This window comes from Aminobacter sp. Y103A, from assembly GCF_030294925.1.
Lineage (GTDB): Bacteria > Pseudomonadota > Alphaproteobacteria > Rhizobiales > Rhizobiaceae > Aminobacter > Aminobacter ciceronei.
The window spans coordinates 4,240,969-4,263,530 of record NZ_AP017986.1 but is presented as its reverse complement, the minus strand read 5'-3'; the positions used below and the strand labels follow the sequence as shown (position 1 = coordinate 4,263,530).

The 22,562-nt window shown below is 62.7% G+C and carries 22 protein-coding genes and 1 pseudogene; 8 read left to right on the top strand and 15 right to left on the bottom strand.

What is annotated here, in order from left to right:
• Window positions 1-7 precede the first annotated feature (7 nt).
• A complete protein-coding gene (locus tag Amn_RS20920) occupies window positions 8-385 on the bottom strand; it encodes a flagellar export protein FliJ (RefSeq protein ID WP_067959155.1) in 378 nt (125 codons plus the stop codon).
• A gap of 451 nt (window positions 386-836) precedes the next feature.
• Here Amn_RS20920 and ctrA point away from each other — a divergent pair, with 451 nt between their 5' ends.
• Window positions 837-1,532, top strand: a complete 696-nt coding sequence (ctrA, locus tag Amn_RS20915) for a response regulator transcription factor CtrA (RefSeq protein ID WP_067959158.1) — start codon at window positions 837-839, stop codon at window positions 1,530-1,532.
• Window positions 1,533-1,631: 99 nt separating this feature from the next.
• On the opposite strand, the gene Amn_RS20910 is transcribed toward ctrA, so the two are convergent.
• Both Amn_RS20910 and chpT read right to left on the bottom strand, forming a co-directional pair.
• On the bottom strand, window positions 1,632-2,000 hold the full coding sequence (locus Amn_RS20910; RefSeq protein WP_067959161.1) for a response regulator: 369 nt from the start codon (window positions 1,998-2,000) through the stop codon (window positions 1,632-1,634).
• 213 nt (window positions 2,001-2,213) lie between these two features.
• Window positions 2,214-2,843 (bottom strand): histidine phosphotransferase ChpT, encoded by a 630-nt coding sequence (gene chpT / locus Amn_RS20905; protein ID WP_067966240.1) that lies wholly within the window; start codon window positions 2,841-2,843, stop codon window positions 2,214-2,216.
• Window positions 2,844-3,187: 344 nt separating this feature from the next.
• Here chpT and Amn_RS20900 point away from each other — a divergent pair, with 344 nt between their 5' ends.
• Together Amn_RS20900 and Amn_RS20895 are read left to right on the top strand one after the other, a co-directional pair.
• Window positions 3,188-3,769 (top strand): DUF1134 domain-containing protein, encoded by a 582-nt coding sequence (locus Amn_RS20900; RefSeq protein ID WP_067959164.1) that lies wholly within the window; start codon window positions 3,188-3,190, stop codon window positions 3,767-3,769.
• Between the two features lie 105 nt (window positions 3,770-3,874).
• Window positions 3,875-5,017, top strand: coding sequence for a coiled-coil domain-containing protein (locus Amn_RS20895; RefSeq protein WP_286291352.1), 1,143 nt, complete (start codon window positions 3,875-3,877; stop codon window positions 5,015-5,017).
• Between the two features lie 2 nt (window positions 5,018-5,019).
• Here the strand turns inward: Amn_RS20895 and Amn_RS20890 are convergent, their stop codons facing one another.
• From Amn_RS20890 to Amn_RS20870, 5 genes are all read right to left on the bottom strand, one after another.
• Complete coding sequence (locus tag Amn_RS20890; protein WP_286291351.1) at window positions 5,020-5,823, bottom strand: TrmH family RNA methyltransferase; 804 nt, start codon at window positions 5,821-5,823, stop codon at window positions 5,020-5,022.
• Between the two features lie 62 nt (window positions 5,824-5,885).
• Window positions 5,886-6,182, bottom strand: a complete 297-nt coding sequence (locus tag Amn_RS20885; RefSeq protein ID WP_067959173.1) for an ArsR/SmtB family transcription factor — start codon at window positions 6,180-6,182, stop codon at window positions 5,886-5,888.
• A gap of 130 nt (window positions 6,183-6,312) precedes the next feature.
• Window positions 6,313-7,077, bottom strand: a complete 765-nt coding sequence (locus Amn_RS20880) for a HugZ family pyridoxamine 5'-phosphate oxidase (RefSeq protein WP_067959176.1) — start codon at window positions 7,075-7,077, stop codon at window positions 6,313-6,315.
• A 146-nt stretch (window positions 7,078-7,223) separates the two neighbouring features.
• A complete protein-coding gene (locus Amn_RS20875; RefSeq protein ID WP_067959179.1) occupies window positions 7,224-7,985 on the bottom strand; it encodes a 3-hydroxyacyl-CoA dehydrogenase in 762 nt (253 codons plus the stop codon).
• Window positions 7,986-8,051: 66 nt separating this feature from the next.
• Window positions 8,052-8,588 carry a GNAT family N-acetyltransferase gene (locus tag Amn_RS20870; RefSeq protein WP_067959181.1) on the bottom strand — a complete coding sequence of 179 codons (537 nt, stop codon included), beginning with the start codon at window positions 8,586-8,588 and terminating at the stop codon, window positions 8,052-8,054.
• A gap of 273 nt (window positions 8,589-8,861) precedes the next feature.
• Here Amn_RS20870 and Amn_RS20865 point away from each other — a divergent pair, with 273 nt between their 5' ends.
• Window positions 8,862-9,851: a glutathione S-transferase family protein gene (locus Amn_RS20865; RefSeq protein ID WP_286291346.1), complete on the top strand. Its 990-nt coding sequence runs from the start codon at window positions 8,862-8,864 to the stop codon at window positions 9,849-9,851.
• Window positions 9,852-10,136: 285 nt separating this feature from the next.
• Here the strand turns inward: Amn_RS20865 and Amn_RS20860 are convergent, their stop codons facing one another.
• Window positions 10,137-10,631, bottom strand: a complete 495-nt coding sequence (locus tag Amn_RS20860) for an NUDIX domain-containing protein (RefSeq protein ID WP_067966242.1) — start codon at window positions 10,629-10,631, stop codon at window positions 10,137-10,139.
• Window positions 10,632-10,684: 53 nt separating this feature from the next.
• Here Amn_RS20860 and Amn_RS20855 point away from each other — a divergent pair, with 53 nt between their 5' ends.
• Complete coding sequence (locus Amn_RS20855; RefSeq protein ID WP_067959187.1) at window positions 10,685-11,620, top strand: metallophosphoesterase family protein; 936 nt, start codon at window positions 10,685-10,687, stop codon at window positions 11,618-11,620.
• Here Amn_RS20855 and Amn_RS20850 read toward each other — a convergent pair.
• From Amn_RS20850 to Amn_RS20825, 6 genes are all read right to left on the bottom strand, one after another.
• Entirely contained in the window at window positions 11,610-12,212 is a 603-nt protein-coding gene (locus Amn_RS20850; protein WP_067959191.1) for a hypothetical protein, read from the bottom strand. The two genes, Amn_RS20855 and Amn_RS20850, sit on opposite strands and share 11 nt — an antisense overlap.
• A 154-nt stretch (window positions 12,213-12,366) precedes the next feature.
• The gene (locus tag Amn_RS20845; RefSeq protein WP_067959194.1) at window positions 12,367-13,167 is read right to left on the bottom strand and encodes an alpha/beta fold hydrolase; all 801 of its coding nucleotides are present in this window, start codon (window positions 13,165-13,167) and stop codon (window positions 12,367-12,369) included.
• A gap of 130 nt (window positions 13,168-13,297) precedes the next feature.
• A complete protein-coding gene (locus tag Amn_RS20840; protein ID WP_067959196.1) occupies window positions 13,298-15,067 on the bottom strand; it encodes a tetratricopeptide repeat protein in 1,770 nt (589 codons plus the stop codon).
• A 136-nt stretch (window positions 15,068-15,203) separates the two neighbouring features.
• The gene (leuA, locus tag Amn_RS20835) at window positions 15,204-16,871 is read right to left on the bottom strand and encodes a 2-isopropylmalate synthase (protein WP_067966244.1); all 1,668 of its coding nucleotides are present in this window, start codon (window positions 16,869-16,871) and stop codon (window positions 15,204-15,206) included.
• Window positions 16,872-17,259: 388 nt separating this feature from the next.
• Window positions 17,260-17,562 (bottom strand): DUF6958 family protein, encoded by a 303-nt coding sequence (locus Amn_RS20830; RefSeq protein ID WP_067959199.1) that lies wholly within the window; start codon window positions 17,560-17,562, stop codon window positions 17,260-17,262.
• Between the two features lie 83 nt (window positions 17,563-17,645).
• Window positions 17,646-18,728, bottom strand: a complete 1,083-nt coding sequence (locus Amn_RS20825) for an AbrB family transcriptional regulator (protein WP_067959202.1) — start codon at window positions 18,726-18,728, stop codon at window positions 17,646-17,648.
• 185 nt (window positions 18,729-18,913) lie between these two features.
• Here Amn_RS20825 and Amn_RS20820 point away from each other — a divergent pair.
• From Amn_RS20820 to Amn_RS20810, 3 genes and pseudogenes are all read left to right on the top strand, one after another.
• A pseudogene (locus Amn_RS20820) lies at window positions 18,914-19,944 on the top strand (Bug family tripartite tricarboxylate transporter substrate binding protein).
• Window positions 19,945-20,216: 272 nt separating this feature from the next.
• Window positions 20,217-21,359: a multicopper oxidase domain-containing protein gene (locus Amn_RS20815; protein WP_157097042.1), complete on the top strand. Its 1,143-nt coding sequence runs from the start codon at window positions 20,217-20,219 to the stop codon at window positions 21,357-21,359.
• On the top strand, window positions 21,356-22,561 hold the full coding sequence (locus Amn_RS20810) for a ZIP family metal transporter (RefSeq protein WP_182575823.1): 1,206 nt from the start codon (window positions 21,356-21,358) through the stop codon (window positions 22,559-22,561). Before Amn_RS20815 ends, Amn_RS20810 begins: the two co-directional genes overlap by 4 nt.
• The last annotated feature ends 1 nt before the right edge of the window (window position 22,562 follow it).

The following is a 22,562-nucleotide window of genomic DNA, read 5'->3' as shown; positions in this document are numbered from 1 at the left end:
TGACTTTTTAGCCGATCATCGCGCTGCGACCGGTGCCGTCGGCGTCGCGGGTGTTGCGATCGCGCGACTCCAGAGCCTCCGCCTTGGACAGCTCCGCTTCAGCTTCGGCGAGTAAGGATTCGGCAGCGGCGCGCTGTTGCGCCAGGTCATGCTGGGAGTTTTTCAGGTTGTCACGTCGTTGCCGCGCGGCCTTGGCGAAGGTCGGATAGGCGAAATGATTGAGATCGGTGATCCCCGCCTTCTTTTCCTCGGCGACGATCTGCAGTTCGAGCTCGCTGGCCATGCGGTCGAACTCGGCGATCATCGAATCAAGCTGCATCAGCTGGCGGCGCTTTTCGTTCACCTGAAACTGCTTGAGCCTGACCAGGTTCTCACGTGACTTCATGACCCGATACTCCCGAACACCGAAAAACGCACTTCTACTCGCCTACTTCGGCCCAAATGGACCGTGCCGCGCCGGAACCGGTTCTGAACTCCCGACTATGGAAAACAAACTTTTAAAGTTTTTGTCCGTCGGTAACCATTCGTTTACGGGCATCGTTAATCATACCCATCGAGACTTAAAGCCCGGTAAAGATTCTGGTTTTCGCCGTGAATGTGATCGGGTCGTGTCCGGAGTCGCTTAGGCAACCTTGTTAATGCAGCGCGTTAAGATGTTGACCGTGTGATTCATGATTGGATTCAAGAGGGTGTATGCGCCGGTTAAAATTTCTGATATGGTCTTCCATACGAAATTAGGTTTTGTTAACCATTCGATGGCAGCCTCCGATTCAGTAGCACTGGGCCGGTATGGATTAGACCGAGAAGACGTTCCGGCAGCAGAAAAGGGGATTTGAATGCGCGTTCTGCTGATAGAAGACGACAGTGCAACCGCACAGAGCATCGAACTGATGCTCAAATCGGAAAGCTTCAACGTCTACACGACCGATCTCGGCGAAGAAGGCGTCGATCTCGGCAAGCTTTATGACTACGACATCATCCTTCTCGACCTGAACCTGCCCGATATGTCGGGTTACGAGGTTCTGCGTACTTTGCGCCTGTCCAAGGTCAAGACGCCGATCCTGATCCTCTCCGGCATGGCCGGTATCGAGGACAAGGTGCGCGGCCTGGGCTTCGGCGCCGATGACTACATGACCAAGCCGTTCCACAAGGACGAGCTGGTGGCACGCATTCACGCCATCGTCCGCCGTTCGAAGGGTCACGCCCAGTCGGTCATCATCACCGGCGACCTGATCGTCAATCTCGACGCCAAGACGGTCGAAGTCGGTGGCCAGCGCGTGCACTTGACCGGCAAGGAATACCAGATGCTGGAGCTGCTCTCGCTGCGCAAGGGCACCACGCTGACCAAGGAAATGTTCCTCAATCACCTTTATGGTGGCATGGACGAGCCCGAACTGAAGATCATCGACGTCTTCATTTGCAAGCTACGCAAGAAGCTCGACGCTGCATCCGGTGGCCAGAACTTCATCGAAACTGTCTGGGGCCGCGGCTATGTGCTGCGTGAGCCGGAAGAACTTCGCGAAATTGCCTGATTTATTCTGGATACTTCAGTCAAAACCCGGCCTTCGTGCCGGGTTTTCTTTTTTCTGGGCACAGTTTCTCGCTAGGTGTCTGTCGTGCCAGGAGCGAAATCAGGCTGCGACGTCGAAGGCGCGAAAGCGGTCGAGCAGTTGCGGCCTGGTGAACGGCTTCAGAAGATAGCCCTGCGCGCCGGCACGCTTGGCGCGCATGATGGCGCCGATGTCGACCTCAGTCAGGCAGATGGCGATCTGCGGCTTGACACGGCCTTCGATGGCGCGGACACGGCGGATGAAGTCTGTGGTGCTCATGTCCTCGAGCCCGCCGTCGACGACGATGATGTCGGGCATGTCGTAGGCGCACATATCCAGCCCCTCGGCGCCGGATGCCGCCTCGACGACGACCATCTCGGAGCTGTTGAGGATGCGTTTGGCGACTTTGCGGATGACGCTCGAATCATCGACGAACAGGCAACGCTTCATATCCCGGTCCTTTTTGCGGGAGCCGGACGCGTCAGTCGCGCCGGATGCAACGTGACCTTAGCTGGGCGGCGTAAAGAAGCCGAAAACCCGAATGGTAAAATTCTTGGAAACTTCGGCGCGTGCGGTCGCGCCCAAGCGCGCGCACGCTGTCACGAGACCGTTGCCACCAGGCGATGACGACAATGCTTCGACAATACTGAAACGTCGTGCCGATTACTCGGCAGTGAGCAGGATCTCTTCCGGCGTGGCGTGGATCGAGATCGTCATGCCGGCTTCGCGCGCCAGCAGCAGCGTGTAGTAGGGCTGCACCGAATGGGCGTCGATCGGCTCGTCAGGCTTGTGGCCGGAGTGCAGCTCGAGGAATTTTGGCGGCACACGCAACATCGGGCCGCTGGCCGACAGGATGAATTTCGGCGCCGTCTCGACGGCTTCCAGCGTCACGCTGAGCTTGCCGCCGCGCGGTATCGCCGCATGGGCGACGAGCAAAAGGTTGAGCAGCAGCTTGACCTTGTTCTTGGGCAGCAGTGCGCGCCCGCCACTCCAGGTCAGTTCCGGCTTCTCGTTCTTGAGGAAGGCGGTCGCAACCGATTCCGCGTCGCCGGTGTCGATCAGCATGCCGGCCGAGCCAGCAGCACCAAAGGCGATGCGGGCGAACTGCAGCCGCGCCGAGGCGTTGCGGGCGCTGGTACGGATGAGGCGCATCGCGTCCTCGTCGGCGCCGCCCTCGTCGAGCAGTTCGAGGCCATTGTTGATGGCGCCGACCGGCGAGATGATGTCGTGGCAGACGCGGCTGCACAGCAGCGCTGCGAGGTCAGGGGCGGAAAGCGTCAACAACTCGGCCATGAACGGCATCCCTCGGGCAAAAAATGACTTGAACCACGATCTGGCGGCCACGAAGCCCGACAGTACGAATCAGGGCTGGCCTTACAGTACTCTTGGTTACACAGCGCCGCCTCATGCGGCAAGAAACAGCCGATAACGCTTGCGCGAAATGGTGGCTTTTCTGCGCAACTCCGGGCTTTTTAACGCCCGGTCGTGCCTTCGATCCGCCATCTTCGTAGGTCAGTTTAATGGTTGAAAAAGGATTACGGCATAGTTTGCCGAAGTTGGACCAGCCAGCCGCCATCAAGAGTAGCAGCGGGTCCGGGGCGTCGAGAAAGTGTGCTCCCTGACGGAGATTTGGAAGCATGATTTCCCGATTCTATGGCCGGACTTTTGCCCGGCTTGTTGCCGCGATGTTCGTCCTTGTCGGCGTTCTGGCATTTTCGACATCTGCGTCTCGCGCGCAGCAATATACCTCGCAGGAGATCCTTGATTCCGGCCATCGCTTCTTTGGCTCGACGTCTGGCGGTCTCGCCAGCGTGGTCGAGAAGGTTTTCGCGTCCTATGGCCTGCCGAACGGCTACGTGCTTGGCGAAGAGGGATCGGGTGCCTTTGTCGGCGGCCTGACCTATGGCGAGGGCACGCTCTACACCAAGAATGCCGGCGACCATAAGGTGTTCTGGCAGGGGCCGTCGCTGGGCTGGGATTTCGGCGGGCAGGGCTCGCGCACGATGATCCTGGTCTACAACCTGGACGACGTGAACAACCTCTATGACCGTTATGGCGGCGTCGCGGGTTCGGCCTATGTCGTTGCCGGCGTTGGCTTCAACGTCCTCAAGCGCGGCAACATTTTGCTCGTGCCCGTGCGTACCGGTGTCGGCGCGCGACTGGGCGTCAATCTTGGCTACCTGAAGTTGACCCAGCAGCCGACCTGGAATCCGTTCTGATTGTGTGAAGAACGGGTCGATTGGGCGCCATTTTGTTGCGGCGGTGCTGGATTCCTGCCATGGGAACATGGCAAACTCGCGCGTATCCGTAACGGGTAAAGTGCCTTGGTTCAGTCGATCCTCTTTTTCGTTCTTGGCTTCCTGACCGCCGGCTTCGTGGTGCTGCTGATTGCGCCGTCGGTCTGGCGGCGTGCCGTTTCGGTCACCCGCCAGCGGGTCGAAGCCAAGCTTCCGATGACCCTCGATGAAATCCGCGCCGACAAGGACAGTCTGCGCGCCGAGCACGCCATGGCGCTGCGCAAAGTCGAGGTTCAGCTCAAATCGGCGCAGGAAAAGCTCCTGACGCAGGCCGTCGAGCTTAGCCGGAGCCGTGAGGCGCAAAAGGCCCACGTCACCGACCATGCCGACAAGGATCGCACCGTCGGCGAACTGGAAGCCGCGCGCGGCAGCCTGAGAGAGGACATCGCCAAGCGCGACGAACAGATCAAGGCTCTTGCCGCCCAGCTCGTCGAAGCCGAAAGCATGCTGGAGAAGCGGGCACAGGAGATCGAGGAGATTGGCAGGCTGTATGACGAGGCCAGCCTGTCCTCGAGCAACCGCCAGATCGAGCTGGTCAGCCGCGAAAGCGAGATTGGCAAGCTCTCCGACGACATGTCGGCGCTGCGCAGCCAGCGCAAGGACACCGACAAGCGTGTCGTCGAACTCGAAGCCGACAACAAGGCCGTGCGCGAGGCGCTCCTGGCGGAAACCAAGCGCGCTGTCGAACTGGACAAGAGGTTGCAACAGATGGTGTCTTCACTCAGTGACCGCGACGACAAGCTGGAGCGGCGCGAGGCGGAGCTCGGCCGGTTGCGCGAAACCGAACTCGCCCGCGTGCGCGAGCAGCTGAAGGGCCCGCAGGCCGCGCCGGAAACGGCAGCGGTCAATGGCACGGCGCAGGCGATGGAGCGGGAGCGCCTGGAAGTGCGGCTGACCACGCTGACGCGCGAGAACAAGCGGCTGAAGGGCGAGTTGTCGAAGGCAGGACGCACCAAGTCGTCGCCAAGCGAGGATTCGCAGCTGCGCGAGCAGATGCACGAACTGGCCGCCGAAGTCGTGGCGCTCACCGCTCGGCTCGAGGGCGCTGACTCGCCTATTGCCAAGGCGCTTGCCGCATCTGGTGAGGCCCGTACGCCCGTCGATGCGCCAGCCGTGATCAGCCTTGCCGATCGCGTCCGGGCGCTGCAGAAACCTGTCCCCGCCGAATAGGCCTATTCTGATGCTTCGGTGAAGTGATGCAGCGCGATCGCCGATGCGGCCGCGACATTCAGGCTGTCGAAACCAGGCGCCATCCGGATCTTTGCCGTCGTCAGTCTTCTCAGCAGCGGCTCGGGCAAACCTTCGCCTTCGGTGCCGAGGTACAGCGCCAGCCGGGCGGGGCGCCTGATGTCCCTGATGTCGGCCTTGCCCGCGGGCGACAGCGCCAGCTGTTCGAAGCTGTGGCGGGTAAGTGCGTCGGCAAGCTCGCCGGCCGTGCCGCCTATGGCGAACGGCACCTTGAGCGCTGCACCGACTGAGACCCTGATTGCCTTGCGGTAGAGCGGGTCGCAGCAGGTCTGGTCGAGCAGCACCGCGTCGGCACCAAAGGCAGCCGCGTTGCGGAAGATCGAGCCGATATTGTCGTGGTTGGAGATCCCCACCGGCACCGCCACCAGCGCGCGTTCGGGCAGGGCGGCAAGCACGTCGTCGACTGAAGCCGTCGCTCCCTTGCGGCCGATGGCCAGGATGCCGCGATGCATGTGGAAGCCTGCAATGGCGTCCATGACGGCGCCCGAGGCGACGTAGACCGGCATGGCTTCGGGAGCAAGGGCGAGGGTCTGGCTCATACCGGCGAGGCGGTTTTCGAGCGCCAGCACCGAATCCGCGTCGAAGCGCCGCGCTGCAAACAGCACGTTGAGAACGACCTTGCCCTCGGCGATGAAGCGCCCTTCGCGACCGACCAGATCGCGCTCGCGGATGTCGAGATAGGGGGCCACGCGCGGGTCGGCCGGGTCGTCGATGCGGATGATGTTCATGGTAGCTTCATAGCGGAGGGCAGTCCGCTATGGGAGCCTGGAAAGGCTTTGTCAGCTGAAGATCAGGCGTCCTCGAAGATGCCTTCCAGCGTGCCGAGCAGCTTGCGCACGGCTTCGGACTTGCAGGTGTAGTAGATCATCTGCCGGTCGCGACGTGTCTCGACCAATTCCTCGTTGCGCAAGCGGGCCAGGTGCTGCGACAGCGCCGATTGGCTCAATGACACCTTTTCGGCAATCGCGCCGACCGACATTTCCGTGTCGAGCAGATGGCTCATGATCATCAGCCGCTTTTCATTGCCCATAAGTGTGAGCAAGGAAGCAGCAGCTTCCGCATTGTCCGTCAGTTTTTTCGGTTTCATGGGTACCCCGTGTATCAGTCATGCTTTCCGGCGTCATGGGGGCAACAACGACGGATTACCAAACCAGATGATCAATGGAATCAGCGATCAATCTGTCTAAAATAGGACAAATCAGCTTTCGCTGAAAAAATCAAGACTTCGCTGCGCGACCTTCTTTTGCCATTTCCACAAGGCTTCGCCTGAGATCGGCGGCCTCGGCAAGTAACGCAGGGAAAAGCACGCGTGCGGTCTCGTCGCCGGCGGCCAGATCCATGCCTTCAGGATCGAAGCCGCTGAGCACCCAGCCCTTATCGTCGAGCCGGCCATAATGGGTGGCATAGATCGTGGTCGCTTCGGTGTGATCCGAATTCATGTGGTCGAGAGCCGACTGTTCGGCTTCCGCGATCGCGTCCACCGCGGGGCCGGCGAGCAGCAGGTCGTCGCGGCTCAACAGATAGGCCTTGCCGAAGCCGCCATTGAGGTTGGCGCGCTCGAGTTCCAGCCGAAAGACGGTAAAGTCGGTGAGGCCGATGTAGAGCTTGGCCTTGGGATTGCGGTTGACGTAGCGACGTTCGGCGCGGGCGTACTCCGGCGTGCCGCGTTCCAGCTTGCGCGCCCGGCAGAACAGCGTGATGCGCGGATGGGCGAGGGGATCACCCTTGCCGACCTCTCCGACCAAAAGCGAACAGACGGGATTGGCGACGATGCCCTTGGTGTGAGCGGACAAGCCTGAGATAAGGATCAGCGGCGTGCCGTCGACGTCGGTTGCGGTGCCGACCCGGCTGGCGAGTGGCGAGCCGGTTTCCGGCTCGATGACGGCAAGCGCACCATGGCGGGCCTTGCGCATCAGCGAACGCGCGAGCGCTGCCGCTTCCGCGGTGGTCTCCAGAAACACGTCCTTCTTGCGCTCTTCCACTGCTTCACCATCAAATATGACTAATTCAATCTACTTATCCAAGGTGGGCAGGCTTTGGCAAGGGGGTCGTTTCGCCACAAGCAAAACAGCCCCGGAAGCTTGCGCTGCCGGGGCTGCAGGATAGCCGATCCTGGGACGGCTGGCGCCTATTTCGGCGCCATGCGAATGGCACCGTCGAGGCGAATGGTCTCGCCATTGATCATTTGGTTCTCGACGATGTGCAATGCCAGCGCACCATATTCCGACGGTTCGCCCAGACGTGGCGGAAACGGAACGGCGGCACCCAACGAGTCTTGCACCTCCTGCGGCATCGCCGCCATCATCGGCGTCTTGAAGATGCCGGGCGCGATGGTGGCGACACGGATGCCCGAACGCGAGAGATCGCGGGCGATCGGCAGCGTCATGCCGACGACGCCGCCCTTGGAGGCGGAGTAGGCGGCCTGGCCGATCTGGCCGTCATAGGCGGCGACCGAGGCGGTGTTGATGATGACGCCGCGCTCGCCGCCGGCCAGCGGTTCGAGCTTGGAGGCTGCGTCGGCAAACAGCCGGATCATGTTGAAGGAGCCGATCAGGTTGACCTCGATCACCTGGCGGAAGACGCTGAGCGGATGCGGACCGTCCTTGCCGACAGTCTTCACGCCGACGGCGATGCCGGCGCAGTTGACCAGGATACGGGCCGTGCCGAGCTTGGCTTCCACTTCGGCAAATGCCGTAACAGCGCTTTCTTCATTGCTGACATCGCAGCGCACGGCGACACCGCCGATGTCGGCGGCGACCTTCTCGGCGCGTTCGAGGCTGAGATCGAAGATCGCGACCTTGGCGCCCTTGGCAGCGAGTGCGCGCGCGGTGGCTTCGCCAAGGCCGGAGCCGGCGCCGGTGACCACTGCAATCTGCCCGTTTGGATTCATGTCAGCCTGTCCTCTTCTGCTGTTACTGAATTAGCAAGATGGGCGGCACGGGCAAGTCATCGGCGGCTAGGCCGGCTCGGTCGTGCGTTGCGGTGTCTTGGCCAGGTTGGCGTGGCAGACCTCGCCCGTCAATTCGGCAACCGCGCCCGGCACGATCTCATGCGCCAAGAGGCGGTTAAGGTCGACCGGCCGCGGCATCTCGATCTGACCGCGCGGAATGCGCACGAAACCGAGCGGGCCGTAATAAGGCTCGTCGCCTACGAGTATGACGGCGGGTTCGCTGGATTTTTCCGCTGCTGCGAGCGCCATGGCGACCAGCTTGCGGCCGATGCCCATGTTCTTGAAGTCGGGGCGCACGGCAAGCGGGCCCAACATCTGTGCCCGGCCGGCGCCGGCGGCGATTGGCGTCATCCTGACCGAGGCGATGACCTGGCCACCATGCATGGCGACGAAGGACAGCGAGCGGTCGTGCGGACCGCCTTCGCGGATCTTGTAGGCCGCGCGTGTGAACCGACCCGGGCCAAAGGCCTCGGCGTTGATTTCATCGATTTCGAGATCGTGCGCCGGAGCTTCCGGCATGTAGGTGACGTCGGCGAGGGTCATGTTTTTTGCAATCCGGTACCGTGGGATGAGGTGCCGCGGGGCATGCCGCAGCAGTCGCAAGTCAGCGCTTCAAGCGCGTGCGCTCATTCGTCGTCGGTCGACCCGGATATTTGCAAAGCAATGTGACATCGAAATGCCCGCTACCATCATTTTCGGCGCCCGTCCATCGTGCATTTGGCCGATGTGCGTCCTGCGTTGACAATCCGTTCAGCGAGTTGCGCTTCGGCTTCGGTCGCCGGGCACCTACATCGTGGCAAACGAAAGGATTTCACGATGGGATTGCTGGTTGAAGGCAAATGGCAGGATCGCTGGTACGACACCAAGTCGACAGGCGGCAAATTCGTGCGCTCGCATTCGCAATGGCGCGATTTCGTCACCGTCGACGGCATGCCGGCGGCAGGCCGGACACGTGGCTTCAAGGCAGAACCGGGGCGCTACCACCTCTATGTTTCGCTCGCCTGTCCCTGGGCGCACCGGACGCTGATTTTCCGCGCGCTGAAGAAGCTAGAAGACATCATCTCGGTGTCGGTCGTCCATCACTACATGGGCGAGAATGGCTGGACGTTCCGCAGCGATGACGGCGCCACTGGCGACACCCTCTACGGCCTCGACTACCTGCACCAGATCTACACCATGGCCGATCCGACCTATTCGGGCCGCGTCACCGTGCCGGTGCTGTGGGATAAGAAGGAAAAGACGATCGTTTCCAACGAGTCGTCCGAGATCATCCGGATGCTGAACCAGGCTTTCGACGCATGGGGCGACGCCGCGGTTGACTTTTACCCCGAGCCGCTGCGCGGCGAGATCGATGCGGTCAACGAGCTTGTCTATCCCTCGATCAACAACGGCGTCTACCGCGCCGGTTTCGCCACCAGCCAGACCGCCTATGAGGAGGCATTCAACGAACTGTTCGCCGCGCTCGACACGTTGGAAGACCGCCTCTCACGCCAGCGCTATCTCGTCGGCAACACCCTGACCGAGGCCGACTGGCGGCTGTTCACGACGCTGGTGCGCTTCGACCCGGTCTATGTCGGACACTTCAAGACCAATCTGCGCCGGACCGCCGACTACCCGAACCTGTCGAACTACCTGCGCGACCTCTACCAGGTGCAAGGCGTCGCCGAGACGGTGAACATGCTGCACATCAAGGCGCATTATTACGGCAGCCACACCGGCATCAACCCGACCGGTATCATCCCGCTTGGGCCGGAGATCGACCTCGACGCGCCGCACAACCGGGGGAAGTTGCTGAAGGCGGCTTGAGCTGCCTGCGCCGAGTGCCAAGCCTTCATGGTGCGCCTGTCGAACCATGAGGGCGTGGAGCGCGTCAGGGTAGTCGGGGTCGAATGCTCAGGTGCAGACCTTTCGATTCATGCTCGGATGCCAACACCATCGGCCGCTTGTCGTCTGGAGAGCGGAAGTTGGCCGGAACTCGACGCAACTGCCGGGAAGGCGACCAATCGGGTGGAGGTTTCATGGTTGGCAACGACCAGAATTCGCATTGCCGTCTCTCCACCCAGTGCTTGCGCGAAGAACAGCATCCCTCTCTCACCAATAGGGCGATGCTTCCTTGCCCTCGAACACCTCGGCAATCCGCCGCCGCGTCGCCGGCGTCGTGCCCTCCGGCAACGCGTCGAGCGGGAAAAATCCTGCCTCGGCGATCTCGTGGTCGGGTTGCTTCGGCCTGTCCTGCCGGAAGGCCTCGATCAGGTAGAAACCGACATGATCCCGCTTTGTCGCCTGCTTGTTGAGGTGGATCGACCGGAGGATGGGCGGCGCGGTGAGGACGATGTTGCCTTCCTCCTCCAGTTCACGCGCCAGCGACTCGACAAAGGTCTCGCCGATCTCGATGCCGCCACCCGGCAGCTGCCAGCCGGGCACGTAGGTGTGGCGGATCAGGAAGACCGAGTTGGTGGCGGTGTCGTGGACGAGGCCGCGCACGCCGAGCGTCATCGGCCGCCGCAGCAGGAAATAGAAGTGGAACAGCCTTCCGCGCAGCCGCGTCCATGAACCCTGGCGAGGGGAAGTGGCGACATTGCTCATCAGGCATGCCGCCATGGGTGGAAAGCTTGGAACGCGTGACCTAAAAGGAAACGATGTTCAGGCTTGCGCATATTTCCGACGTCCATCTTGGTCCGCTTCCGGATGTAACCTATCGCGACCTCGCCTCCAAGCGCATGGTCGGCTACGTCAATTGGCAGCGGAACCGCCGCCGGCATCACCATGACGGCATTGTCGATGCCATCGTCGCCGACCTCAAGGTGCAGGCGCCCAACCACCTCGCGGTGACAGGCGATCTGGTCAATCTGGCGCTCGATGGCGAAATCGCGCTGGCGCGGCTGTGGCTCGAAACGCTGGGCGAACCAGCCGATGTCTCGGTCGTGCCGGGCAATCATGATGCCTATGTGCCCGGGGCCTTCGACAAGGCCTGCCATGCCTGGGCGCCGTGGATGCATGGCGACGGCGTGCATGGCGCGATCAGTTCGACGAGCTTTCCCTATCTGCGCGTGCGGCAGGGTGTTGCGCTGATTGGTGTGTCGACGGCGCGCGCGACGGCTCCCTTCATGGCCAGCGGCTTCTTTCGCGAAGGGCAGGCAGAGCGGCTGGGCAGGGTCCTCGACGAAACAGGCAAGCGCGGCCTGTTCCGGGCGATCATGATCCACCATCCGCCCGTTCGCGGCGCTGTGGGCCAGCACAAGCGCCTGTTCGGCATCGGCAAGTTCCAAAAGCTGGTCAGACGACATGGCGCCGAGCTGGTGCTTCATGGCCATTCGCATCTGCCGACGCTGCACTGGATCGACGGGCGCGACGGGGCCGTGCCTGTTGTCGGCGTTGCCGCGGCAGGCCAAGCGCCGGGAGGACACAAGCCGGCGGCGCAGTTCAACCTGCTCGACATCTCCGGCCAGTCCGGGGACTGGAATGTCAGGCTTACCCGTCGTGGTCTGTCCGGACCGGCTATGCCATCGGCCGAGATCGGAACCTTCGATCTGAGCGCAGCGGTTCCGCGCTCGGCTGCATTGGTCAGGGAATGATGCCGGTGGCAGCGAGGCGCAGCCAGTAAAGCACCGCCATGACGGCGATGCCGATGGCAGCACCGGCAACAAGCAGGCCAAAACCCGCCATGATGCCCGGCAGGGCTGGCCTGTGCCGCAGCGGTGGCTCGGCATCAGCCACTGGCCCCCTGGCGAAGCCTGCAAGCGCCGGTTCCGCACCACCCTCCATCATCTGCTGGCGCTCGACGATTCGTTCGGCGATATAGCGCGTCACCTGGTCGGCGATGCGCTTGGCGTCGGTGGATTCGGCCAATACGACACGGCCGACACGGGTGTCGCGGACGAAGCGGAAGGTGCGGCGGTCGCGGCCGAGGCCGACATGGCTCACTGCGTCGATCCACAGCCTGGGCTGCAGCCCCGAAGAGATAACGAAATCGAAGTTGTCGATGTCTTTGGGCACGTCGGCGAAAACCGGCTCAAGCTCGGCGGCAAGCAGCTCAAGCCGCATGCGGTGGGCATCGCGCAGGTCGACGACCACGTCGCTGCGGTCGGCATTGGCGTTCTTGACGTCGCGGATGGCGTCCGCCAGCGGGTGCGCCTGCTTCAGTGCGGTCGCCCTGTCGTCGCTCATCGCCTGTTGCCCCGGATCACGTTTAAGCAACCGTTAACATAGCTACGATCGCGGCGGAATTGTAACCTGCGTGAACTCATTTTCGCTGGCCGCCGAGGAGCTGAAAACGGTTGCCCTGCAGGTGCTTAGAAGCGGCAACGCATCACCTGGCAGATCAGCTGTCGCAGGCGGCAACGTCTGGCCGACGACGCTGGCGTCGGCGGACCATGCGGCTGACGATGTCGGCTACGAGCGCCGGCGTCTCCTCCGGCAGCATGTGACCAATTTCCAGCACATGGTGGATGAGGAAGCCCGAAGGCAGCGCGTCGGCATGGCTGTAGGGCAGCACGGCATCGTCCGTGCCCCATACCACCATCACCGGCATCGCCAGCGTCGCCAGGTTTTCGCGTGGGATCACGCCTTGTTTGTCTTCGGCGGTCATCGCCGCGGCAAAGGCGATGAGCTTTTCCGTCTGGCCGGGTCGGTTGCGCATCTCGGCAAGATCGCGGACCGTAGTTTCCGGAACGGTGCTGTCGGGGCTCGACATTTCGGCGAGGCAGGCGCGGATTTCTTCGGCGCAGGCGGCAGCCGCATAGCGCCTAAGCAGCGGGCCGTTGATCTCAGGGCCGTAGCCGCCCGGTGCAAGCAATGTCAGCGAGGCGACCCGTTCGGGATCGAACAGTGCTGCCAGCGTCGCCACTGCACCGCCCATCGAATGGCCGACGAAATGGGCGCGGTCTATGCCACGCGCCGCCAGATCGGCCAGAACGGCAGTTGCCGCCACCTTGGCCGAGCCGGCCTTGGGATAGTCGAGCGACAGCCCGTGTCCCGGCAGGTCATAGGCGATTGTGATGCATGCGCCATCTAGGTGGGCAACGACGTCGTCCCAGACACCGCCAATTCCGCCGAAACCGTGCAGCAGGACGACTACATTCTTGCCGCTTCCCCGAACGGCGGCATGGATGGGGTAATTCATTTTTGCTCAAAAGGTCGGATAGAAATTCACGAAAAGTTGTAAACTGAAAGTAGCAAGTTGTAAAACAACGTATGAGCGTCAAACACGCAAATTTATTATGCAGAAAATACGCCTGAGAGCTAGCGAGGGCTCAGGTCTGATGGCCGAGGCCGGCGGCGCGTAGCGCCTTGGTCAACGCCTTTGTCAATTCCGCCGGGTATTTGCCCTTGGTGAAGGTGGCTGCCGGGTCGTTCGCGAAAACCGGGTAGCGCGTCGCAATCTCCTTTGACAGTTCGGACGCCTGCTTGGTGTCGCCGACGAAGTTGGCGGCGATCAGGCGCGCTGCCACGTAATGCGGTTTCTTGTTCGTCGCCAGCGCGCTTGCCGCGCGGGCCGCGGCGTAGCGGTTGCCGAGCATGAATTCGCCCAGAAACAGGCCGTAGTCCCACCAGCCCGGATGCGCGCTGGCGCTTTCGACGGCGCGCTTCATGATCGGCACGCCGTCGCTGTAGCTGCCGCCAAGAATGAGCGCATAGCCATAGGATGCCGCCATGGTCAGGTCGTAAGTGTTGAGCTCATAGGCCTTGCGCATCCACCTGATGGACTCGGTGCGATCGCCGGTCCGCGTCTGCAGATAGCCATAGGCGCGATGGGCGTAGGGGCTGGTCGAGCCCATCTGAACGGCGCTGTGGGCCAGCGCGTAGGCGCCCTCGGTCGTTGCATTGGGCGGGTAGGGATAATTGTCGGTGACCGCTTCCAACTGCAGCGAGGCCAACTCGGCGTAGACGACAGGCGACTTGGCGCTGCGCTTGGAGAGGTCGTCCATGCACTGATAGGCGGCGCGGTGCTTGGTGGCGTTCTGGTCCATGTAATAGGCACCGCTAAGCAGCAGGCAGGACGTCAGTCCGCGCTGCAGTCCGTTCTGCTCGATGAAACTGTAGATCATGCCGGAAGCCGGGATGGCCGAAGAGACGATGTCGGCGATGCGATCGTCGATGACATCAGGGCTGATCTCCTGCGGCGAGAGCACGCGCGACAAGAGGATGCGGCCGCTGGCCATGTGCTGCAGCTCGACCAGCACCGATCCGGCGCTTGGGCCGGTATCGACGGTGAAGTCGAAATCGGTGGCGTCGGCGCGCCTGACCGTATCGGACCGTTCGCGGGCTATCAGGTCGATGGTGTCGAAGCCGGACAGTGCCGTGCGCAGCACCGTTGCCACGCGCGCCGTCTGTCCGCCCTCGGAGCTCGAATGGATGTGCACGGCCGGCAGCTGGTCGACAGTGTCGTTGATGCTCGAAGTGGCACCGCGGAAGTTGTTCAGCCCGGCAACCTCGAAGCCGATCGGGCCGCCGATGTTGCGGAAGACAAGGATGCCGAGCATGACGATGACCAGCGCCATAGCCGCCCAGAAGTAGCGCAACTGCCGCTTGACGCTGGTGCCGGAGTAGGCCGGGCCGGCCTGAGCCTCCTCGGCATGATGCGGCTCGTTCTCGGCAAGGCCTGATTCGACCCGGGCCAGCACCGCAGTCGAACCGTTGTGCTGTGCTTCGGCGGGGCGAGGGGACGCTGGAGGAAACTCGGCGAGCGCCTCATAGGTCGGGACATAGCTGCCGCGCGGTATGCCGATGCGGATCGGATCGTTGCTGCCCTCAGCGGCATAATAATGTGCCAGAAGCTCGCGCAGGCGTCCTGCCTGAACACGGACGACGGCATCGGTCGCCGAATCGAACTCGGCGTCCTTGCCGAAGACGTCGACCGCGATGGCAAATCCCTTCAATCGCTCGGCTTCGCCGGCGAGCTCACGTTCGACAATATAGCGCAGCAGCTTGCGTGCCCGGTCGGACCGGCCAAAGGTCTCGCTGGCAACAAGCCGCTCAAGCGCTTCGCGCACTGCGGGGGCAGCAGGCGTGGAGGCAACCAAGTGTCGACCCTTTTCCAACCGGTACGAACGGCCTGATCATAGTCGGCTGGCGTCAGTGTACAAGCGCGCTCAGCAACGATGCACAAATGCCCCGCCCGTTATCCACGGGCGAGGCTTCTGCGGACTGCAGTTAGACTTATCTCGACACGATCCGGTTGGCTGCGGAAACCACAGCCTCAAGTGAAGCGGCAACGATATTCGTGTTGATGCCGGCGCCGAAGAGGCGTCCGGCCGGATGTTCGACTTCCATGTAGCAAATGGCGGAGGCGTTCGATCCGCGCTGGATCGAGTGCTCGGAATAGTCGAGCACCGACAGATCTATGCCGATGTGGCGGGAAAGCGCGTCGACGAAGCCGTCGATCGGGCCGTTGCCGGTGCCCTTGATGACGATTTCCTTGCCATTGTCGAGGATGGTCGCCTCGACGACCCGGCGGCCTTTCACCTCGGTGTCGGGGAAGGTCTGGTGATCGACGAACTTTATCCGGGCGCCCGGCTGGTCGACATAGCGCTCGAGGAACCGCTCGTGGATGCGCTTCGGCGACACTTCCTTGCCTTCGCTGTCAGTGATCTGCTGGATGTCCTGGCTGAATTCGACCTGCAGCGAGCGCGGCAGGTTGAGGCCGTAGTCGGCCTGCAGCACATAGGCTATGCCGCCCTTGCCGGACTGCGAGTTGATGCGAATGATCGCCTCGTAGCTGCGGCCGACGTCCTGAGGGTCGATCGGCAGGTAGGGCACTTCCCACAGTGGCTTGTTGGCGACCTTGATCGCCTTCATGCCCTTGTTGATGGCGTCCTGGTGCGAGCCGGAAAAGGCGGTGTAGACCAGTTCGCCGACATAAGGGTGGCGCTCCGGAATGACCATCTGGTTCGAATATTCGTAGACCTGCTTGATCCGCTCGATATCCGAGCAGTCGAGCATCGGGTCGACGCCTTGCGTGAACATGTTGAGCGCCAGTGTCACGACGTCGACGTTGCCGGTGCGCTCACCATTGCCGAACAGCGTGCCTTCGACACGGTCGGCGCCAGCCATCAGGCCGAGTTCGGTGGCGGCGATGCCGGTGCCACGGTCGTTGTGCGGGTGCAGCGAGATGATCAGGTTTTCGCGATTGTCGAGGTTGCGGCACATCCATTCGATCTGGTCGGCATAGATGTTGGGTGTCGCCATCTCGACGGTCGAGGGCAGGTTGATGATCAGCTTGTTGTCGGGCGTCGGCTTGACGATCTCGGCGACTGCATTGCAGATCTCCAGTGCGACTTCGAGCTCGGTGCCGGTGAAGCTTTCCGGCGAGTACTGGAAGCGATAGCCGCCGCCGGCCTTGGCGGCCATGTCGGTGATCATCTTGGCAGCGTCGGTGGCGATCTGCTTGATGCCCTGGACATCCTTGGCGAACACCACGCGGCGCTGCAACTCACTGGTCGAGTTGTAGAAATGCACAATCGGCTTGTGTGCAGCTTCGAGCGCCTCGAAGGTGCGGGTGATCAGTTCCGGGCGGCATTGGACGAGAACCTGCAGCGACACGTCGTCGGCGACATTGCCTTCCTCGATGCACCAGCGGGCAAAATCGAAGTCGGTCTGCGACGCCGAGGGGAAGCCGATCTCGATTTCCTTGAAACCCATGTCGAGCAGCAGCTGGAACATGCGCGCCTTGCGGTCGTGGCCCATCGGATCGACGAGCGACTGGTTGCCGTCGCGCAGGTCGACCGAGCACCAGATCGGCGCCTTGTCGATGGTTCTGGACGGCCAGGTCCGGTCGGGCAGGTCGATCTTGTGGTAGGGCTGGTACTTAATGGCGGCGGACGGCATGCCAGCACTTCGGCCGGAAGCGGGAGTGGTCTTGCTCATTGTCGGTCTCGTTCTCTTGGCCGCCATGCACGACAACGCGCGCATGCTTCAGCGGTCTTAAATCAGAAATTCGGTTCTGTTGTGAAGAGCAAAGGAGCATATGCCTCGGCGGCAATTCGACCGCCGGACGCTCCCTTAACGAGCCCGGCGATCGCCGATAAGGCCGAGAAGAAGAAGAGCCGAGGAAAGGGCGCGCAGTGTCTCGCCCGCAAAAGCGGCCGGACGGGAGATTTCGTTGATCTTGCGCGACGACATGGCGCTCTCTTACAGGAGGCGCATGGACCGCGCAAGCCCGCCCGGCACGATGCGCGGTGCTGTATCCGGCCTTTCTGACGCAGCAGCTTCCGGATCAGGCCTTGTGCAGGCGCAGCGGGCTGACCTTCTCGCGCGTGATGATGCCCTTCGCCTCGAGATCGAGCTGCACCGCCTTGGTCCACCAGCCCGACTTGGCGCCGTCGGGATAGAGCTGCTCGGGCAGGCGGCCGCGCACGCATTCCTGCATTTCGGCGACGGTCATTCCAGGTGATTTCGCCGGCAGTACCTCAAGGATCGCCTGCTTCATCGCCTGGTACATGGCAGCATCTGCCGGCTTGGCCTGTCCGGGATGGTTGACGTTCTCGATGATGATTTTCGCTGGGGTATGAGATTCCATGTCTGCTCTCCTTCCTCGTCTGACGATCAAAGGACGCAAGCAGACGGCCCGATCCTACAGGGGCGAGGCCTTTTTTCGGCCGCTCAGTCCTTGATCGCGCGAGCCACCAGCCGCGCCAGCGCCGGGCCAAACACCAGCACGATCAGAAAGCGCAGCATCTGCAGCGTCAAGACGAAGGACAGGTCGACGTCCTTAGAGGCGGCGGCGATGATGGCGATGGAATCCATGCCGCCGGGGCTGGTCGCGAGGTAGGCGGTCAGCGGGTCGACACCGAGGATGAGGTGCAGGCCAAGGGCCAGCGCGCCGCAAAAGGCCATCAGGGCGGCGATGGAGCCGACCACCTGAGGCAGGGCGCGTGCGGCGTGGCGCAGGATAGGCCGGGTGAAGTTGAGCCCGATCGACCAGCCGATCAGCGTGTAGCCGATGGCCAGCAGCCATTCCGGCAGTTGCAGCTCGACGCCGAAGCCGAGATGGACGACCGCACCAACCAGCATCGCGCCGACGAAGTAGGGCGAGGGGATGCGCAGAAGATGGCCAAGCGTGCCGCCGACAATGGCGACGCCGATCATCGCGCCGAATGCCGGCCAGGCGATGGCCGGGAACCACTCGATGCCTGGCGCTTCGACGCCTGACGTGTCGACCCAGAGCCGTGCGATGACCGCGGCGGCGATCGAAACCATGATGACGCGCAGATACTGCATGAAGGCGACGAGCCGCGCGTCGGCGCCGAAGGCGTCGGCCATCAGCACCATGGCGGTCGCGGCGCCCGGCGCCGACCCCCAAACGGCCGTCGTGCCGGGCAGCACCTTCAGCCGCGAGATGAACCAGCCGAGGAAGCTGCTCGCGGCGACGGTGGCGATGGCCGCACTCAGGAACAGCGGCCATTCGGCGGCGAAGGTGACGAAGATGTCTGCAGAAATCGAACTGGCGACGAGGCAGCCGATGAGTGCCTGCGCCGAAACGAAAAGCGGCCGCGGCACCCGCACCGTGGCGCCGCTGCTGCCGAGTACGATGGCGACCAGCATCGGCCCGACAAGCAGGGCGGCCGGCAGGTGCACGAGCTCGAACAGTCCGGCAAGCAGAACCGAACAGATGAGCAGCAGGGCCCATTGCACCAAAGGCTTCGTATCGGTGAGCGGAGCGGCAGGCTGCGGGTCAGGCTTCATGCCGTCGTCTTAGACCTATTCGGGATGATGTGTCAGCCCGTGTTGTCCGCAGATGCAGCGCCAGGCAACCCTCGTTCCTCTGCCGAACGTCCAACGTCGCATTGACAGCGTAGGCAAAGTTCATACGCTCGCCGCTCCACACAGTCGGCAACGAGGTGCCACCGCCAAAAGGGAGGTGCGTACCGATGACGAAATTCACCCGCCGCATGACATTGGCCCTCGGGCTTTCTGCTGCTTCGCTGCTGGCCTTGGCGCCGCAGGCCATAGCCCAGAAATTCCCGGACCGGACGGTGACCCTGGTGGTGCCCTTGCCGCCGGCGGCTCGACCGATGTCGTCGCCCGCATCATCGAGCAGAAGATGTCCGATGATCTCGGCCAGCAGGTCATCGTCGAGAATGTCGAGGGTGCCGGCGGCAACATCGGCGCCGACCGTGTCGCCCGCGCCGAACCGGATGGCTACACCATCCTGATGGGCACGGTTGCCACGCACGCGCTCAACCCCGCTCATCCTCAAGACCAAGCCCTACGATCCGGAAAAGGATTTTACCCCTGTCTCGCTGCTTGTCGTCGTGCCCAATGTGCTCGTCGTCAACCCGCAGCTGTCGGTCAACAACGTGCAGGAGCTGATCGCGCTGTTGAAGGCCGAGCCCGACAAATATGCCTATGCCTCGTCAGGCAACGGCACGCCGCTGCATCTGTCAGGCGAACTGTTCAAGGCAATGGCCGGCGTCGGCATCCAGCACATTCCCGACAAGGGTGCTGGTCCGGCGCTGAACGACGTCGTCGGCAACCAAGTGCCGATCATGTTCGACAATCTGCCGTCCTCGTCCTCGCACATCAAGGGCGGCACGCTGAAGGCCTGGGCGTCACCACGGCCGAGCGGGCGCCGTCCTTCCCCGACGTACCGACAATCGCCGAAGCCGGCGTGCCGGGCTATGAGACCTATACCTGGAACGCGCTGTTTGCGCCCGCCGGCACGCCGAAGGAGGTTGTCGATCGCCTGAATGCCTCGGCCAACGAGGCGATGACCGACCCGGCCGTCATCGTAGACGGAGCTGGCCGCCGTGCAGTTGTGACAACCGAAGTGCTTCAGTCGGGTATCGACGTCATCGGCATCGAGGCACAGCGCTGTCGTCCGCGAGCACTCCGAAGCGGATGCCGGCGCTCAGAACAGATAATCCGTTCAGCGGCTTGCCCGGAATTTCTACGATCCTGATTCACTGCCACTCTTCATATGACGGCGCATGTCGCGGACGTATCGCACACATCGCCCCTCTGTACAGCTGTGCTTCTCAACCGGTTGCGCCGCAAGGCTCGGGCATTTCTCTCTCGCATGATCATCGCCCGCAACTCGCCTCGCCACAGGATTATTGAGTCATCGCGTCAGTTTAGGTCCATCGGCTATCGATCAGATTCAGCTTGTACGCGGCCATTTGCAAGAGCATGATGCAAATCATTCGCATTTGCAAATGGCTTGGGATGGTTGAAATGCCGACATGGTTTGGGGAGCGGCTCAGCCGCAGGCTGGTGCTGGCAGGCGGCATCTGCACTGCGGGGGCAACGGCTGCAGGCGTCACAGCAGCGGTGGGGCAGGCGTCCCATGATGGCCATGCGGCCGGTGCCGCTCGGCCGCCTTCGAGCACTGACGCCTATCCGGCTCCGGCAGGTGACCATAGCGGCGCCCATGGCGCGATGGTCACCGTCGGCGAGGTCGACAGTGCCCGCAACGGCTTCGATCCGGCCAAGATGCTGACCGATTGGGATGTCGGCACGACATCAACCTTACCTGACGGGCGCACGCTCAGGACCTTCGAGATCGTTGCCGAAGACAAGGAAATCGAGATCGCGCCAGGCGTGATGTTCCCGGCCTGGACCTACAATGGCCGCGTTCCCGGCCCGGCCCTGCGCGCCACCGAAGGCGAGCGCCTGCGCATCGTGTTCAAGAACTACGGCTCGCATCCGCATTCGATGCACTTCCACGGCATCCACGCCGCGCGCATGGACGGCGTGCCGGGTGCCGGCCTGATCAATCCCGGCGATGAGTTCATCTACGAGTTCGACGCCAAGCCGTTCGGCTGCCATCTCTATCATTGTCACGCGCTGCCGCTGAAGCGGCACATCCACAAGGGCATGTACGGCGCCTTCGTCATCGATCCCGATCCGACGCGCCACCCTGAGCAGGCCGATGTCGCCCGTTCGCGGCTCTACGGCTCGCCGGAGAATGCCGGCTGGCAGGAATTCGTCATGGTGATGAATGCCTTCGACACCAACTTTGACGGCGAGAACGAGTTTTATGCCGTCAACACGGTGGCGCACACCTACATGAACACGCCGATCCGCATCGCCAGGAACAAGCCGGTGCGGATCTACCTGATCAATGTCGTCGAGTTCGACCCGATCAATTCGTTTCACCTGCATGCCAATTTCTTCGATTATTTCGACCAGGGCACGACGTTGACGCCAACGCTGAGGACCGTCGACCTGATCACCCAGTGCCAGGCCCAGCGCGGCATCATCGAGTTCACCTTCGCCGAGCATGAGACCGGTCTCTACATGTTCCATCCGCACCAGTCGGAGTTTACCGAGCTGGGCTGGGTCGGCATGTTCGACGTCGTGGAGGACGTGGCATGAGGGACGCGCCCTTTTCCGAGACCGAAGCCGAACTGCCGGGTTCTGCATCGCCACGCCGTGCGCTGTGGTGGATCATCCTGCCGCTGCTCGCCTTTGCCGCGGCCATTGCGGTTCTGGTTTCAATCAATCCGCTGGCGCGCTTCAACAACGGCACGCCACCGGTCGAGGACATTGCCTTCGAGCGCGTCATCCTCGGCAGCGACGGCATTCGCGTACTGGTCCGCGCCGGCGGCTCGGAACCGATGACGATCGCCCAGGTCCAGGTCGACGATGCCTATTGGCAATTCACCCTGGATCCACCAGGACCGTTGGCGCGAGGTTCTTCCGCCTGGATCCAGGTGCCGTTCCCCTGGGTGCTTGGCGAGGCGCATGCGATCAACCTGGTGACCAATACCGGTGCCACCTTCGCCCATGACATTCCGGTTGCGGTGGCAACACCCATTGCCACCAACTCCAGCCTGCTGTCGCAGGCGATCCTCGGCATCTTCGTCGGCGTCGTGCCGGTGACGATCGGCCTGATGTTCTATCCCGCCTTGCGCGGCGTCGGACGCAACGGCATGAACTTCCTCCTTGCCGTGACTGTCGGCCTGCTCGCTTTCCTGATGGTCGATGCCATCGGCGACGCCTTCGAGCTTGCGGCCGAATCGGCTGCAGTCTTCCAGGGCAACGCGATGGTGGTTCTGGCCGCTGCGGCGAGCTTCCTGATCCTGATGGGCATCGGTCGGCGCAACGGCGCGCCAAAGGGTTTGGTGCTCGCCACCTACATCGCCATCGGCATCGGCCTGCACAATTTCGGCGAGGGCTTGGCGATCGGCGCTGCGTTCGCGGCAGGTGCGGCCGGGCTTGGCACCTTCCTGGTGATCGGCTTCACCTTGCACAACGTAACCGAAGGCATCGGCATCGCCGCACCCATCCTGCGCGAGCGCATCGCGCTCTGGACCTTCGCCTGGTTGACGCTGCTGGCCGGCGGGCCGGCGGTGCTGGGCCTGTGGATCGGCAGCCTGGCGTTTGCGCCGCAATGGTCGGCACTGGCGCTTGCCATCGGCGCCGGCGCGATACTTCAGGTCATCGTCGAGGTGACAGCCATGATGCGCCGCCGCGAAGGGCCTGAGGGCGATGGCCTGTTCAGCCCGGCAGTCATGTCAGGCCTCGCTGCCGGCGCCGGCTTCATGTACCTCACCGCGATGCTGGTGAAGATCTAGA